Annotated in this window: 9 protein-coding genes; 2 read left to right on the top strand and 7 right to left on the bottom strand. The window is 70.3% G+C overall.

Going from position 1 to position 15,111, the window contains the following annotated elements; all coding sequences use genetic code 11:
• Positions 1 to 156: 156 nt before the first annotated feature.
• From ACIHCM_RS29360 to ACIHCM_RS29380, 5 genes are all read right to left on the bottom strand, one after another.
• A complete protein-coding gene (locus ACIHCM_RS29360) occupies positions 157 to 918 on the bottom strand; it encodes an MIP/aquaporin family protein (protein ID WP_399902187.1) in 762 nt (253 codons plus the stop codon).
• 38 nt (positions 919 to 956) lie between these two features.
• The gene (locus tag ACIHCM_RS29365; RefSeq protein ID WP_399902190.1) at positions 957 to 2,843 is read right to left on the bottom strand and encodes an amidohydrolase; all 1,887 of its coding nucleotides are present in this window, start codon (positions 2,841 to 2,843) and stop codon (positions 957 to 959) included.
• Between the two features lie 193 nt (positions 2,844 to 3,036).
• The gene (locus tag ACIHCM_RS29370; protein WP_399902193.1) at positions 3,037 to 3,747 is read right to left on the bottom strand and encodes a YoaK family protein; all 711 of its coding nucleotides are present in this window, start codon (positions 3,745 to 3,747) and stop codon (positions 3,037 to 3,039) included.
• 178 nt (positions 3,748 to 3,925) lie between these two features.
• Positions 3,926 to 4,603, bottom strand: coding sequence for a hydrolase (locus tag ACIHCM_RS29375; protein WP_399902196.1), 678 nt, complete (start codon positions 4,601 to 4,603; stop codon positions 3,926 to 3,928).
• 338 nt (positions 4,604 to 4,941) lie between these two features.
• The gene (locus ACIHCM_RS29380) at positions 4,942 to 5,751 is read right to left on the bottom strand and encodes a hypothetical protein (RefSeq protein WP_399902199.1); all 810 of its coding nucleotides are present in this window, start codon (positions 5,749 to 5,751) and stop codon (positions 4,942 to 4,944) included.
• Positions 5,752 to 6,084: 333 nt separating this feature from the next.
• Here ACIHCM_RS29380 and ACIHCM_RS29385 point away from each other — a divergent pair, with 333 nt between their 5' ends.
• Entirely contained in the window at positions 6,085 to 6,543 is a 459-nt protein-coding gene (locus ACIHCM_RS29385) for a hypothetical protein (RefSeq protein WP_399902201.1), read from the top strand.
• Positions 6,544 to 6,640: 97 nt separating this feature from the next.
• Here ACIHCM_RS29385 and ACIHCM_RS29390 read toward each other — a convergent pair whose 3' ends face one another.
• Together ACIHCM_RS29390 and ACIHCM_RS29395 are read right to left on the bottom strand one after the other, a co-directional pair.
• A complete protein-coding gene (locus ACIHCM_RS29390; RefSeq protein ID WP_399902204.1) occupies positions 6,641 to 8,785 on the bottom strand; it encodes a ThuA domain-containing protein in 2,145 nt (714 codons plus the stop codon).
• A 1-nt stretch (position 8,786) separates the two neighbouring features.
• Positions 8,787 to 11,630 carry a carbohydrate-binding protein gene (locus ACIHCM_RS29395; protein WP_399902207.1) on the bottom strand — a complete coding sequence of 948 codons (2,844 nt, stop codon included), beginning with the start codon at positions 11,628 to 11,630 and terminating at the stop codon, positions 8,787 to 8,789.
• Positions 11,631 to 12,058: 428 nt separating this feature from the next.
• Here ACIHCM_RS29395 and ACIHCM_RS29400 point away from each other — a divergent pair, with 428 nt between their 5' ends.
• Complete coding sequence (locus ACIHCM_RS29400; RefSeq protein WP_399902210.1) at positions 12,059 to 14,587, top strand: alkaline phosphatase D family protein; 2,529 nt, start codon at positions 12,059 to 12,061, stop codon at positions 14,585 to 14,587.
• Positions 14,588 to 15,111 lie beyond the last annotated feature (524 nt).

The raw sequence follows: 15,111 nt of genomic DNA on the forward strand, positions 1-15,111 counted from the left end.
GGCTCTCGGCAGCCTCGGCGCCCGCGCAGCAGCGAGTCGTGCTGCCCAGGCGCCGAGGCCCCCCGGTCGCTACCGGGCCGACCTGTCGGAGCGTCAGGCCGGCATCAGCGGTTCGGGCCGGTCCCACGTCGCGCCAGTGCTCACCTCCAGGCGCTCCTACCCGTGGATGTGGGCGCCGTGCAGCCGGTGGGTGACCACCTGACGGTGGCCGAGGAGGAGATCCCTCACCGGCTGTGCCAGGAGGGCGCCGAGCATGGGAGCGAGCAGATAGACCCACAGGAAGGCGTACTGCCCGGCGGCCAGCGCCGGACCGAACTGGCGCGCGGGGTTCACACTGCCGCCGGTGCTCGTGCCCAGCAGCACGATGGCCAGTGCGATGAGGAGTCCCACCAGATAGGGGATGAAGCGGCCAAGCCTGGGAATCGAGAGGAACAGTCCTACCAGGAGCACGATGACGCCCATGGACAGCGTCTCGGCCAGGAAGAGCCCCGTGGCCGACCAGCCGGGGGCAGGCTGCAGGGCAGCGTGGGCCACCGGAGGAGCACCGGCCACGCTGCCCCACACGCCGCGCCCCGCCAGCACGCCGAGCAGGGATCCGGCGAGCTGGGCCACGATGTAGGGCGCCACAGCCGAGCCCGGGAAAACGCCGTAGCGCCACATCGCGAAGGAGATCGCCGGGTTCATGTGGCCGCCGGAACGCTTCCCCGCGGGGCTCATGATGAGTGCGACGACGAGCAGGCCGACGGCCACACCGACCACCAGCAGCTTCAGCTGGATTCCGGGCAGCGCGTCGGAGACGGCGGACGGGCCGATGACCCAGCGCACGATGGTTGCCACGCCGAACAGCAGCAGGAAGGTCAGAAAGAACTCCTGGGCGCTGTGGCGCAACGTCGTAAAGGATGCCGTGGGGTCGTTCATGACATGCTCCTGGGCTGCTGTAACGGGGCTCCCCGGCATCAGAGGACGAAACAGGTGTCGAAGATTTCGGTGCGTTCCTCGGGGATGAATCCGCGTGCGGCGCGCCACTGGCGGTGCTGCTCGGACTCGGCGACGGCCTGGCCGAGGAGTTCGGCCTGACGGGCGCCGGAGATGCTCGGTTTGACCGTGGCCTGGTAACCGCCGAAGTGGGCGACGGGGCTCCACTGCGGGCTGATCGCCGGGAGTTCTTCGTCCAGGCCCTCGTACTCACCGGTGGCGTAGACGATGCGGCCGCCGACGACGGTCAGCAGCGACTCGATGTGCGGGATGTCCTGCTCCGGCACGGTGAAGAAGTCGTCGGAGAGGATGGCCAGGTCGCCGTAGTAGCCCTGGCGCAGGATGCCCTTGACGTCCTCCTCGCCGGTGAGCTTGGCGCCGCCCTGGGTGTAGAGGGCCAGAGCGGTCTCCCGGTCGACGCGGTTGGCAGGCGAGTGGATGGTCAGGTCGCCGACGGTCTTGCCGGAGACGAGCCAGTGGAGCGCGACCCAGGGGTTGTAGGAGGAGACGCGGGTGGCGTCCGTGCCGGCGCCGACGGTCAGCCCGCGCTCCAGCATGGCCCGCACCGGTGGGGCCTGCTCGGCTGCGGCGGCACCGTAGCGGCGGACGAACGCCTCGCCCTGGAAGGACAGCCGGTTCTGGATGGACAGTGCCCCGCCGAGCGCGGCGATGCGGTCCAGGCTCTCCGGGGTGACGGTCTCGGCGTGGTCGAACAGCCATCGGTTGCCGGCCGGGAACAGCCCTTGGGCGGCGAGCTTCTCGAAGACCGCCAGGTCGCGCCGGATGGTCTCGTCGTAGGTGGCGTGCAGGCGAAAGCCCCAGCCGTTCGCCGAGAGCAGGTGAACGGCCTCCTCGAACTCGGCCTCGTAGCTGCCGAGCTGAGGGCGGGGTTCGGTGAAGTTCTCGAAGTCGGCGGCCGCCCAGGTGAGGTTCTCGCCGGCACCGTTGAGGCGCAGCCACTCGTCGCCGTCACCGGGCCGGACCATCTCGATCCAGCGCTTGAGGTCGGCGATCTCCTGGCCGGGGGTCTGCGGGAAGAGGTGGTAGGCGATCCGCAGGGACAGCCTGCCCTCCTTGGCCAGTTCGGTTACCGTGCCGTAGTTGTCGGGGAAGTTCTGGAAGCCGCCTGCGGCGTCGATGGCCGAGGTCAGGCCGAACCGGTTGAGCTCGCGCAGGAAGTGCAGCGTGGAGGTCTTCTTGTCCGCGCCCTCCAGCAGCGGAGCCTTGGCCAGCGTCGAGTACAGGAGCATCGCGCTGGGCGCGGCCAGCAGGAGGCCCGTGGGTTCACCGTCGCGGCCGCGGACGATCTGTCCGCCCTTGGGATCGGGGGTGTCCTTGGTGAACCCGGCGGCCTGCAGCGCGGCGCGGTTGAGAATCGCGGACTGGTACAGGTGCAGCAGGAAGACGGGGGTGTCCGGGGCCGCGGCGTTCAGTTCCGCGACCGTGGGCAGGCGGCGTTCGGCGAACTGGTCCGCGGTCCAGCCACCCACCACCCGCACCCACTGTCCTTTGGGGGTACGGCCCGCCTGCTCACGCAGCATCGCCAGGCCCTGCCGCAGCGACGGCACACCGTCCCAGCGCAGTTCGAGTACGTAGTTCAGTCCGCCGCGGATGACGTGCAGGTGCGCGTCGTTGAGGCCGGGAACGACTCTGCGGCCGAGTGCGTCGACCACCCGGGTCCGTGGCCCGATCAGCGGTGCCATGTCGGCATCATCACCTACGGCGGTGACGCGGCCGTTCCGGATGGCGACCGCATCGGCATGCGGAAGGGCGGGGTCGGCCGTGTAGACCTTCGCATTGCGGACCACCACGTCCGCGGCGGTGTCGGTGGCGACGGGGATCAGCCCGCCGACGGGAATCGTAGCCATGGGAATCTCCTGCAAGTAGGTCAAGAGGGGCCGGAGCGGGTTCCGGTGAGTGCGTTGCGGGTGCGAGGCCAGGACCGTCGTCCGCGCTGAGTGCTTGCCGTGCGGGAGCCTGGACCGTCGTCCGCGGTGCGTGCTTTCCGGGCGCGAGGCCTGGAGCGTCGTCCGCGGATGCAGTCGCCGGTGTACCGTCCGGTCACGCGCTGCGGGGCTCCGCCACGGGGCCGCGGAGGAGTACGAGGGCCGTCACCGCGACGCCCGCACCGCAGACGAGCAGGGGCCAGCCCAGCCCGTGGTGCAGCACGAGCCAGGCTCCGAGCAGGGCGCCGGCGAGCATGGCGAGGACCGCGATGATGCGGCGGGCGGCCCGGGGGTTGGTGCCGCCCGCGAGCGCGGAGTCGGAGGCGAGTCCGGTGACGGTGAGAGTGAGCACGGTGGTGGTCATGTCGGGGATCGCCAGCTTGCGTATGGTGCCGTTGCGTATGCCCATCGCCAACGCCGTCAGAACGATCAGCGGATAGCGCGCCGCGTGCGGGACGGCGAACGCCACGGCCGCGGCCGTGAGCAGGAGCACCGCCTCGACGGCCAGAGCGCGGCAGACCCAGCGATGGCGCGGCTGTTGACGCGACATCAGTTCCATGCGCCCTGCGAGCACCGCACCACCCATGAACGCCACAAGGGAGACCAGGGATGCCAGAAGCGAGAAGCCCGGCGCCCCTGCCGCGGCGAACGCGATGATGACGACGTTGCCCGTCATGTTCGCGGTGAAGACGTGGCCGAGTCCGAGGTAGCTGATCGCGTCGACGAGTCCGGTGACGACGGTGAGACCGGTGAGTGCGACGCGCAGTCGATCAGGACGGACCAGCGCGTGCCTTGGAGCATCACTGCCGGAGGTGCTGCTGTTCACAACGGGGTGGAGCTCCTTCGCAACGTGCGCTGTGTCCGACGAACTGTGCACTGTGTCCGATGCCCGGGACATGAGGCCGCGGAGCCGGCTGGTGACGGTTCGCCGGCCCGCCGGCGAGTCCGGCCGACAGGCCGGGGACGGAGGGTGTCCGGCCCCGGCCTGTCAGGCTCGGGCTGGATCAGCCGGCGGCGTTGGCGCCGATGAACCTCTGTGCGTAGACAAGGCCGAGGCCGTAGGAGCCGTCGTGCTCCTTCACGGTGTCGACGACAGCGTTGTAGGTCTCGGTCCGGGCCCAGTCACGCTGCAGCTCCAGCAGGACCGGGATCCAGTCGACGATGTCGGCGCCGGCCTTGGTCATGCGCTGGATGGCGTGCGCGTGGGTCTCGGGGGTCAGACCGCCACAGGCGTCGGCGACCACGTACACCTCGTAGCCCTGGGCGAGCGCGGAGAGGGCGGGCAGGGCGACGCACACCTCGCTCCACAGACCGGACAGGACGATCTTCTTGCGGCCGGTCGCCTTGACCGCCTCGATGAACGCCTCGTCCTCCCAGGGGTTCATCGTGCTGCGGTCGATGACCGGCTCCTTGGGGAAGACCTCGGCGAGCTGCGGAAGGAGCGGGCCGGAGAAGGTTTCCGCCGCGACGGTGCTCAGGATGACCGGGACGTCGAACGCCTTGGCGGCCTTGGCCAGCCCGACGGTGGCGTTGACGATCGCCGTCCGGTCGCCGCTGCCGACACCGAAGAACATCTGCGGCTGGTGGTCGACGAACACGAACACCGAATTGTCCGGGGTCAGCAGGTCCGCGCTCGGGGTGGGGGTAGCCACGATCTCGGTGTTGCCGAACTCGCGATTCATGCGGAATCTCGTTTCTCGATGGCGGAGGGGGACGCACTCAGCGCGTCACCTGGTCCCTCCGTTGGTGACTGTCTACTAGCAAGACCGGCCGGGCGCAGAAAGTGTGACCAGCGATGCCGGCGGGTCCGGCGGGTGCCGGTCCCGGGACGCTGCGAGGACGGCTCACCAAACTGGTCTCCGTTGGGCGTCCTGGTCCAGGTCGACAACGGCATCGAGGGGCTGGTCCACCTTCACGGCCACCGACCTGCACAGGTACTGCGAGCGTGGCCTCGGCCGCGCTCAGGAGGCGGGCTGCAGAGGACAGCCATATCGGTTACTGGCGGCGCCGCATCTCGCTGTCAGTACGCACCGAAGGACCAGAAGACACCGACCTCGTCGTCAGTCACCGCGATCAGACCCAGGTCTTCGAAGATGTCGAGGCCGTTGACGTACTCGCCGGTGTGGAAGCGGTGGCTTCCGATGCCCTGGAGGCCCGCTGCGAGAAAGTCCGGGGCCGGATCAGAGGCGGCGTTCGTCGCGTTGGTGAAGTAGCGCGCCCCCGGCCCGTAGCGGTCGAGCAGGGTCCGGGCGTCGGCGAGTACGGCGTCCCGGTCCGGGCGGGACCGGACGGGCGCGGGTTCCGACTGCCATTCCTCAGCCATGACGGCGAGCGCGGCGACCGCCGCCCCCGCCTCCAAGGGGTACAGGAGACCGGGCAGCTCTGACGGGCCGGGAGGGTCGAAGGGGTAGGCAGGCACGGTGTGGCGGGCGTCGTTGGTGCGGTCCCAGTCCAGTCGTACCCAGCCCCGGGGGTCGGGGACGGACCGGTGGAGCACTGCGTGGACGTCGTGCGCCCAGTCCTCGTGCCGCCGAGCGCCGGTGGCCACGAAGGTGTACGTGTCGTTGAGCAGCCGCAGTGCCGCCGCGTTCCAGGGGCTGCGGCGGGAGCGGAACTCCTCCAGCAGAGAACCGATTTGACGGCGAAATACGTCCGTAGGCTCCCGGGGGACGCGGTGGAGGTGGTCCAGGGCCCAGCGGACGAGCTCGCCCTCTTCTCCCGGGGTGTGGAGGGCCGGTCCCTGCGGGAGCGGGAGTTCCCTACCGTCCCAGAGCGCCTCCAGGTACGCATCCAGCAGGTCCAGGGCGGACCGGGGGGAAGACAGGAGCATTGCGCCACTCCAGGCCGTCACCTTGGGGGCGTCCCAGGCCGTATCCCGTCTCACACTCTCAAGCATAGCGATCGCTTTACTTGTACAGCCGTCATCCATAGCATTGAGAGAAAGCGGTCGCTTTACATAGAGGGTGCGCGCGCCCTCAGGGCGTGAGCCGAACCACCTGGGCCATGAAGCGACTCGCTCCACCTCACACTCGCGCGGAAGGCCATGACATGCATGCAATCCAGGACCACCGCTTCGGCGCCTACGACGTACTGCGAGCGGTCGACATACCCAGACCCGTGCCTGGCAACGGCCAGGTGCTCGTGCGGATGGCGATGGCGGGCGATGGCGGGCACCGACCCCCTGGACGACACCCTGTGGCGAGGAAAACTGCCCCTCGGCTCGACCAAGCCCTTCCCTCTGACTCCAGGAACTGTCGGCGTGGGGACGGTCGAGGAACCGGGTGAGTCGGGGCTGTCGGCGGGCAGCCGGGGCATGATATGGACCTGCGACAACACCAAACGCGCCGAGAACGACAAGCAACGCCTGCACCGTCCGGCCACCCTCTTCCGGCTGGACGGCGGGAAATGGGTGAGTATGGGGGACCAACCGGCAACGGCGGTCCGTCTGCTGGGCCAGGGCGAGCGCATGGTGCTGACCATCCCGGACTGCGTGGGCAGCAGCTCTGCGGAGGACAGCGTCACTTACTGCCACACCGGCCCCCTCCTCCGCGAGCACGACGGCAAGCGAACCAAGATCGCGGAGGGTGTCCTGTCCCTCTCCGCTCCGTCCACCGCCTCGTGAGCGCCGTCGCCGCGATGAGGCCACCGGCCGGCCGAGCCTGGCAAGGGCCCCCGGCCGGTCCGCGCCGGCCGGAGGCCCTCAGGGGTGCCGGGGGGCCTCAGCGCGGGGCTGAATGACGGAAGCGGTTCACCCAGTACGCGGTTCGGTCCAGGTAGGCGGTCTCCGCGGCCTGACCGGTCAGTCCGTAGGCCCCGTCGTACGTCCGGTAGCCATGACCGCCCGGCGGTGTCGAGTCGGCGGGTTCGATGGAACTCCCCTCATGCCATTCGTTGAAGGAGGTCACCGACACCCACGACGGCGAGCCGCCGATCGCCGGGTCGAGGGCGTTGGTCCACTGCCGGTCGTAGGCCGCGCCGTTGGCCCGCTCCACGGTGGGCGTGGAGTTGCCCGGCACCGCCCGGTCGTCGATGTAGCCCGGCGCGACGGACGGGGCCCAGATCAGGCCGTTGGCGCGGGCGTAGTCGCCCGCCTGCTTCCAGCCGGGGGCGGTCGCCCCCGCGATGCCGTCGTAGGTGTACATGCCGGAGAAGTGCGCGATCTTCGTGGTGTCGGTGGTCTGGGCGAGGACGATGCTGGTGTCCGTGACCTGGTCCAGCGGCGTCCAGTCGGTGATGTCCAGGCTCTGGAAGACGTAGAACACGCTCCTGCCGCCGTGCTCCGGCGAGCGGTGGAAGGCGGGGTGACTGCCGTAGGTGCGGTTGATGTACCCGATGTCGGCGACCGTCGAGGACGCCGTGCGGCCCGCGTACGGCTCCAGGTGCCAGGCCACCTGGATGCCGTGCTCCTGCGCCGCGTCGAGCACGCCCCGCACGAGCCGGTCCTCGTAACTGTCCCGGCCCCACCAGCTGTACACGATCACTCCGGCGCCCGAGCGGGCGACCCACTCCATGTGCTGGGCGACGGCGCCCTCGTGGTCGGCCGAGTCGTAGGGGCCGAGCGCCGGGTAGAAGTCGGCGCCGACGTCGTCGGGCGGGGTGCGCCCGCCCTGCTGCCAGTGCCGCCAGCCGCCGTTGACCGCCGGGCTGCCGTACCACGGGTAGTAGAAGAGATGGACGTCGTCGGACGGCGTGCCGGAGACGGGTTCGGCGCCCAGGCTGAAGGTGTCGATGTCGAACAGGGCGCCGCTGCCGCCGGTGAATCTCAGGAAGAGCGGTCCGGAGGCGGCACCCGTCAGGGTCGTCGTGACCGTGGTGAAGGTCTCCCAGCCGCCGGTCACCGGCACGGCCACCGAGCCGAGCAGGGTGCCGGTGGCCGAGCCCGAGCGGACCTCGATCGTGCCGCCCGCGCCGGCGGACGACACCTTCGCCGTGAACGTCTTCGCCCCGGCCGTGGAGAGCCCCGAGTAGCCCGCCCAGTCGCCGTTGTCGATGTAGCCCAGGGTCCGGCCGCCGCTGGCGGGGGCGTGCGCGGCCACCTGGACGCCGGAGCCGGACGTGTACGACTCGGCCTCGACCGGTACGGTGCCGGCCGGGGCCGAGCAGTTGGCCGGAACCTGGCCGGCCGCGTACCGCACCCCGCCCAGCAGCAGGGAACGGAAGGCCGGATCGGCGTAGGACTCGATGGTGTGCCCGAGTCCGGTGTAGAAGGAACGGCCCTGGCCCTGCCGGTGGCACCAGGTGATGGGATGGTCGGCGCCCATCGAGCCGCCGCTGTAGGTGCTTTCGTCCAGGGTCTGCAGGACGTGCACGCCGCCGCGCGGGTTGGCGCGGTAGTTGTACCACTCGTCGCTGCGGTTCCAGGTCGCGCCCAGGTGCGAGGTGGCCGGGTGGGTCCGGTCCTCGTTCCTGATCGTGGCCTGCTGGATCGCGGGATGGCTCTGGAACCAGGCGCCGACGAGCTGCCCGTAGTACGGCCAGTCGTACTCGGTGTCCGCCGCCGCGTGCACGCCGAGGTAGCCACCGCCGGAGTCGACGTAGGACTGCAGAGCGGTCTGCTGCGCGGAGTTGAGGACGTCGCCGGTGGTGTTGAGGAACACCACCGCCTCGTAGTTCGCGAGGTTGCCGGAGGTGAAGGCGCCGGCGTCCTCGGTGGCCGTGACCGTGAAATCGTTCTGCCCGCCCAGGGTGCGCAGGGCGTCGATGCCGGCCGGGATCGCGTCGTGCCGGAATCCCGCGGTCTTGGAGAACACCAGGATCTCGAAGGAGGCCGCGTGCGCCGTGCCTGCCGGGACGACGAGGGCGCCGAGCAGGGCCAGGATCAGGGCCGCACCGCCGCGGCGCAGGCGCCGCATGAGGGAGGTCATGTCATCGCCCCTTCCGTGTCGTCGGGGAGGTGAGTGTGAAGGTGTCGACGTCGAACAGGCTGCCGGAGCCTCCGGTGAAGATAAGGAAGAGCGGGCCCGTTCCGGTGCCGTTGAGCGTGGCGTTGACGGTGGTGAAGGTGTCCCAGCTGCCGGTCACCGGCACCGTCACCGAGCCGAGCAGCGGCCCGGTCTGTGAGCCGGAGCGGAACTGGAGGGTGCCGCCGGCGCCCGCCGAGGAGACCCGCGCGGACGCCGAGGTGGCGCCGGCGGTGGAGACCGAGGCGTAGCCGGCCCAGTCGCCGTTGTCGATGTAGCCGAGGGTGAGCCCCCCGCTGGCCGCACCGTGCGCGGCGGACTGGACGCCCGATGCGGAGCTGTACGACTCCGCCTCCCACGGCGTGGTCGTGGTGGAGCCGGTGCCGAGGGTGAAGGCGTCGAGGTCGAACAGGTTGCCCTGCCCGGTCGGGCCGCGGAAGACCAGGAACAGCTCGGTGGTGCCGGAGGGCGCGCCGGAGAGATCGGCGGTGACGTCGGTGAAGGACTCCCAGCCGCCGGTCACCGACACCGTCACGGTGCCGAGCAGGGTCCCGGTGGTGGAACCCGCGCGTACCTCGATCCTGCCGCCCGCACCTCCGGAGGACACCCGGGCGGTGAACTTCGTGGCGCCCGCGAGGACGTACGGCTTGAAGGAGATCCAGTCGCCGTCGTCGGTGAAGCCGACCGTCCTGCCGCCCTCGGCGGTGGCGTGGTCGGCGGTCTGGATGCCGGACTGGGCGCCGAAGTGCTCGCCCTGGCGGTGGCGGGGCTGCAGGGTGCGTATCGAGTGCGTGGTCAGGCCGCTCTTGTCGGTGTACTCGGCGTCGAAGACGCCGTAGAGGTTCGCGGCGCTGTCGTGTTCGCCGTCCTGCGGGATGGTGAGGTTGCCCTCACAGCCGTTGGTGGAGGTGATGGCGTGGGTGTGGCTGTCATGGCCGAGGAGATAGGTGACCTTCACCGTGGAGCAGTCGATCGTGCCGTCCTCGGGGTCGCTGACCTGCACTCTGAAGGGCACGGTGTCTCCGAAGGAGAACAGTTGCCCGTCCGGTGGCTGTTGCAGGGTCACCGACGGCGCGGTGTTGCCCGCGGTGACGACCAGACTGGCGGTGCCGGTCAGGCCCTGTGGGTCCCGGACCGTGAGGGTGGGGCGGTAGGTGCCCGCGGTGGTGTACGTGTGGCTGGGGTTGGCCTGCGTGGACGTCGTGCCGTCACCGAAGTTCCAGGAGTAGCTGAGCGCCCCGCCCTCGGGGTCGGAGCTGCCCTGGGAGGAGAACCGTACGGTCAGCGGCAGGGCACCGGAGGTGCGGTCCGCGGAGGCCTGGGCGATCGGGTTTCGGTTGCTGCCCCCGATGTACTCGACGCGGTACAGGCCCGCGTTGTTGCTCCCGGTGCCGTAGTCCAGGACGTACAGCGCACCGTCGGGGCCGAAGTCGGTGTCCATCACCTGGGTGCCGTTCCAGGGGACGTCGTCGATGGCGCCGTAGGTGCCGTCGCTCTTGACCTCGATCGCCTTGATCCACTGGCGGCCGTACTCGGCGGCGAAGTAGCGGCCGTCGAGGGACTGCGGGAACTTCACCGTCGAGGTCGAGTTCGGGTCGTAGCGGTAGACCTCGCCGCCCATCGGGGACTCCGAGCCGCCTCCGAACTCGGGCGGTGAGTCGTCCAGGCCGTACTTGATCCAGCTGGGCTTGGCGGGCGGCAGCTGGGCCTGGCCGGTGTTGCGGAAGGAGTTGTTCGCCGGTCCGCCCGCGCAGTTGTACTTGGCGCCGGACGGGCCGCTGGGGAACGTGTACTCGTTGTAGGTCTCGCCGGCGGTGTTGGTGCCGGTGCAGTAGGGCCAGCCGTAGTTGCCGGGCGAGGTGATGCGGTTGAACTCGACCTGGCCGCCGGGTCCCCGGTTCGGGTCGGTGGCGCCGGCGTCGGGACCGTAGTCGCCGAGGTAGACCGTGCCGGTGGGGCGGTCGACGGACATCCGGAAGGGGTTGCGGAAGCCCATCGCGTAGATCTCGGGCCGGGTGTTCGCGGTGCCGGGGGCGAAGAGGTTGCCCGCGGGGATGGTGTAGCCGCCGGCGGCGGTCGGCTTGATCCGCAGCACCTTGCCGCGCAGGTCGTTGGTGTTGCCGGAGCTGCGCTGGGCGTCGAACTGCGGGTTGCGGTTGCCGCGTTCGTCGATCGGCGCGTACCCGGCGGAGTCGAACGGGTTGGTGTCGTCGCCGGTGGTCAGGTAGAGGTTCCCGGCGGCGTCGAAGTCGATGTCGCCGCCGACGTGGCAGCACTGGCCACGGTCGCCCGGCACTTCGAGGACGACCTTCTCGCCGGCCATGTCCAGGGTGCCGTCGGCGCGCAGCGTGAACCGCGACAGGTTGAGGTGACCCTTCCAGGGCGCGAAGTCGGCGGCGCTGCCCGTGGTGGGGGCGTCGCCCGCGGGGGTGTTCAGCTTCGGGGAGTAGTAGAGGTAGACGTAGCGGTTCGTGGCGAAGGCGGGGTCGACGGCCACGCCTTGGAGGCCTTCCTCGTCGTGCGTGTAGACGTCGAGCTTCCCGGCCTGTTTGGTGTTGCCCGAGGCGTCGGTGATGCGGATCGTGCCGTCGCGCGCGGTGTGCAGCACGGAGCGGTCGGGCAGCACGGCCAGCGACATGGGTTCACCCAGCTCGGCCGCGCCGGTGGCGAGCTGTATCTGCTGGTAGTCGGAGGGCGGGAGGTCTGCGGGGGCGGCTGCCGCACCCTGGGGTGCGGTCAGCGCGGCTCCGGACAGGACCAGGGCCAGTGCGGTGAGCCATCGTAGCCCTGCGCGAGGGCGCTGAGACATGACAGAGCTTTCCTTCCTGACGGTGGGGGAAGTCAGGCAGGCGCGCGCCGGCCGCGCTTGCCGCATCGATCAGCGGTGCTCTTTCTGCAGAGCAATTGCGTGGTCCGTACCGAAGATTGTGCGGCTCTGCGAGATATTTGCACACTGGCGGCGACGGGTCTATTTGTCAAGGCCCTGTCATAAATCCGGTCGGCAGGGGTGGAGAGGGAGCCGAGGCCAGAATCCGGGCCACACCCGCTGCTGTCGGGCAGGCGGCGCGCCGTGTAAGCGATTGCGGCGAACTCCCCGGCATGTCTGTGGTTTCGCCCCTTCCGTTCAGTCGGCCTTCATGCGTTCATCGCCCTGATTACGGACGCTCCGTTGGTTGCCCCCAGAACGCATCTGCACGACCTTCACGACCCGCCTCGCACCCGAGAAGGACAACCACCGTGCCCTTTCCCTCCCTGGACAGACGGAAGTTCCTGGCGCTGACGGGCGGCACCCTCGGTGCCGCCATGTCGTCTCAACTGCTGGGAGCCCCGACCGCGGCCGAGGCGGTGGAGCTCGACCCGGCACCCTTCACCCTGGGCGTCGCCTCCGGCGAACCCGACCACGAGAGCGTCGTGCTGTGGACCCGGCTCTGCGCCGACCCCTTCGACGTGGACACCGGCGGCATCCCGGCCGAGCCCGTCACCGTGCGCTGGGAACTGGCCCGCGACGAGGATTTCCGGCATGTCGAGCGCTCCGGCGAGGTCGCCGCCGTCCCCGAGTCCGCGCACACCGTGCACGTCCTCACCGAGGGACTGAAGGCGGACCGCTGGTACTGGTACCGCTTCCAGGCCGACGGCGTGCACAGCCGCATCGGCCGCACCCGGACGCTGCCCGAGCCGGGCAGGAACGCCGACCGCATGCGGTTCGCGTTCGTCTCGTGCCAGTCCTGGGCGGGCGGCCCGTACCCCGCCTACCGCGACCTGGCCACACAGGACGTCGACTTCGTCGTCCACCTCGGCGACTACATCTACGAGACCAGCAAGGGCTCCCTGGCGGAGTTCCGTCGGCTGTACGCGCTCTACAAGACCTCGCCCGACCTGCGGGAGGCCCACGCACGGTTCCCCTTCTTCCACACCTGGGACGATCACGAGGTCCAGAACAACTACGCCGCCGGCGTCCCCGGAGGCGCGGGCGACGGCCGCCCGTTCCTGGAACGGCGCGCCAACGGCTACCAGGCGTTCTACGAGCACCTGGCGCTGCGTGGCGCGCAGCGCGCCGACGGTCCCGACGCGCTGATGTACCGCACGCTCAAGTACGGCCGGCTCGCCCAGTTCAACATCCTCGACACCCGCCAGTACCGCAGCGACCAGGCACTCGGTGACGGCCGCAAGGAGCCGACCGACGAGGTCCACGACGAGTCGCGCACCATGACCGGCCCCGATCAGGAGCGCTGGCTGCTGGACCAGCTCGACCGGTCCCCGGCCCGCTGGAACGTCATCGCACAGCAGACGATCATGGCCGCGTTCGACTACGACCTGGGCCCCCGCATGAACGTCAACCTCGATCAGTGGGACGGCTATCCGGCCGCACGCTCCCGCATCCTCGACTTCATCGCCGAGCGCCGGCCGTCCAACCCGGTCGTCCTCAGCGGCGACTGGCACACCCACTGGGTCAACGACCTCAAGACCGACTTCACCGACCCCGACTCGCCGGTCGTCGCCACCGAGTTCGTCGGTACGTCGATCTCCTCCGGCGCGGGCTGGGACGACGACGTCCGGCAGGGCCTGGGGGCGAACCCGCACGTGAAGTTCTACAACGGCAGCTATCGCGGCTACGTCCTCTGCGACGTCACCAAGGAGCGGTGGCGCAGCGACCTCCGGATCGTGCTGAACCCCCGGGACCCCGCCTCTCCGGCTCACACCATCGCCTCCTTCGACGTACGCGACGGTGTCCCGGGCGCGCGGCGGCGCCGGGACGACGGCGACGGGGCGGTGGGCCGCATCGCGGACCGCTGGGGACGGCCGCTGCGGAACGTCGCGGTCACGGTCGCCGACCAGGCGGGCACCCTCATCGCGGACACGACGACCGACCCGTCCGGCGAGTTCATCGCCTTCGCCCCCGCGGGCACGTACGAGGTCACCGCCAACGGTGTCGGATACGAACCCGTGATCCGCGAGGTGACGGTCCGCCGGAGTGGGGCCACCAAGGTCGAACTGCGGCTGGAGCGGACCACGGCGGCGTACGCCGCGACCGGGCGCACCGTACCGGGCCCCCAGTCCGAGGGGACCACTTCGGACATCGTCCTCGGCAACGACCTGCTCGCCCTCGCTGTCTCCGCCGGATCCAACGATTCCCAGCTGCCGAACGTGACCGCCGGCAAGCCCCGCGACCTGGCCGCCGTCGGCCACCTGGACCAGCTGGACTGGCTCAACCTGCCCTATGCCTCGACGGCCCGCCCCCGGGGCGGCAACGCCTGGCAGCAGCTCACCGTCAGGTCCGGCGCCGTGGACATCGTGAACGCAGGCGGCACGAGCGCCGTGGTGCGCGCGACCGGCGCCAGTACGCAGGTACCCGGCCTGGACGTGGTGACGACGTACACCGTCACGCGGGGTGAGCCCTGGGTCCTCGCGGAAAGCGTCTTCACCAACCGAGGGGCGGCGGAGCAGACCTTCTGGACCGGCGACGTGATCGACCACGACGGCCTCGGCCAGCGCACCGGCGTCCCCGGGACCGGCATCGTCACCGCCGGAACGCCCGCCGACTTCATCCCGGCCGCGCCCTGGATCGGGATGACCGGCCTGGACGGCCAGACGTACGGACTCGTCTACGACGACACCGCGTTCACCGCCTACGCCTGCGGCATCTGGGTCATGAGCCAGCGGCAGGTCACCCTGCCGCCCGGTGCGACCTTCACCCTGCGGCGGCGTATCGTCGCCGCCGACAACCGGGACTCGGCGGATCCCTTCGCCGTCCTCGGCGAGCTCTGACAGCGGCATCCTCTCGGTGGGCGGCACCTGATCCCGGCGCCGCCCACCGGCGTACCGCCGCCGACTATCGCTACTCAGGCGAGGCTTCGCCCTTGGCGGCGGACCGAACCGATCAGCGTGAGGTAGCTCCGACGCTGCGAACCCACACGGTGCAGGGCACCGTGTCCGGCGCGGTCACGGGCTCGGGCGGCTCCGGCCGATCGGGCACGTCTTCGAGATCCGACCACGCCACCACACCCGGCTCGCTCGGCTGCCACGTGTTGGTCTCCCACTCCGGCCGGCGTTCGGCCGGCTCCAGCACCAGCGGCTCGTCGGCTGTCTCAGCGATCCATGTCAGCAGCACCCCGGAAGTCCCGGCACGGCTCGGTCACGTGGGGCAGTGCCAGACCTCGCTCCTCCGGCGACGACGGCGACGGCAGCGACAGGCCACCGCGCTCCGCTGCCCGCCGAGGAAGAAGCAGCTCATCCCGTTCCCCGCTCCCTGTCGCCCTTGGGACATGTCCCACCTGTGCCACGAGAAACCG

The sequence above is a fragment of the Streptomyces sp. NPDC052023 genome (assembly GCF_044548465.1).
Classification (GTDB): Bacteria; Actinomycetota; Actinomycetes; order Streptomycetales; family Streptomycetaceae; genus Streptomyces.

Coding starts and splice junctions, on each gene's coding strand:
- ACIHCM_RS29360 (WP_399902187.1), bottom strand. CDS start 918: ATGAACGACCCCACGGCATCCTTTACGACGTTGCGCCACAGCGCCCAG.
- ACIHCM_RS29365 (WP_399902190.1), bottom strand. CDS start 2,843: ATGGCTACGATTCCCGTCGGCGGGCTGATCCCCGTCGCCACCGACACC.
- ACIHCM_RS29375 (WP_399902196.1), bottom strand. CDS start 4,603: ATGAATCGCGAGTTCGGCAACACCGAGATCGTGGCTACCCCCACCCCG.
- ACIHCM_RS29380 (WP_399902199.1), bottom strand. CDS start 5,751: ATGCTCCTGTCTTCCCCCCGGTCCGCCCTGGACCTGCTGGATGCGTAC.
- ACIHCM_RS29385 (WP_399902201.1), top strand. CDS start 6,085: ATGGCGGGCACCGACCCCCTGGACGACACCCTGTGGCGAGGAAAACTG.
- ACIHCM_RS29390 (WP_399902204.1), bottom strand. CDS start 8,785: ATGACCTCCCTCATGCGGCGCCTGCGCCGCGGCGGTGCGGCCCTGATC.
- ACIHCM_RS29395 (WP_399902207.1), bottom strand. CDS start 11,630: ATGTCTCAGCGCCCTCGCGCAGGGCTACGATGGCTCACCGCACTGGCC.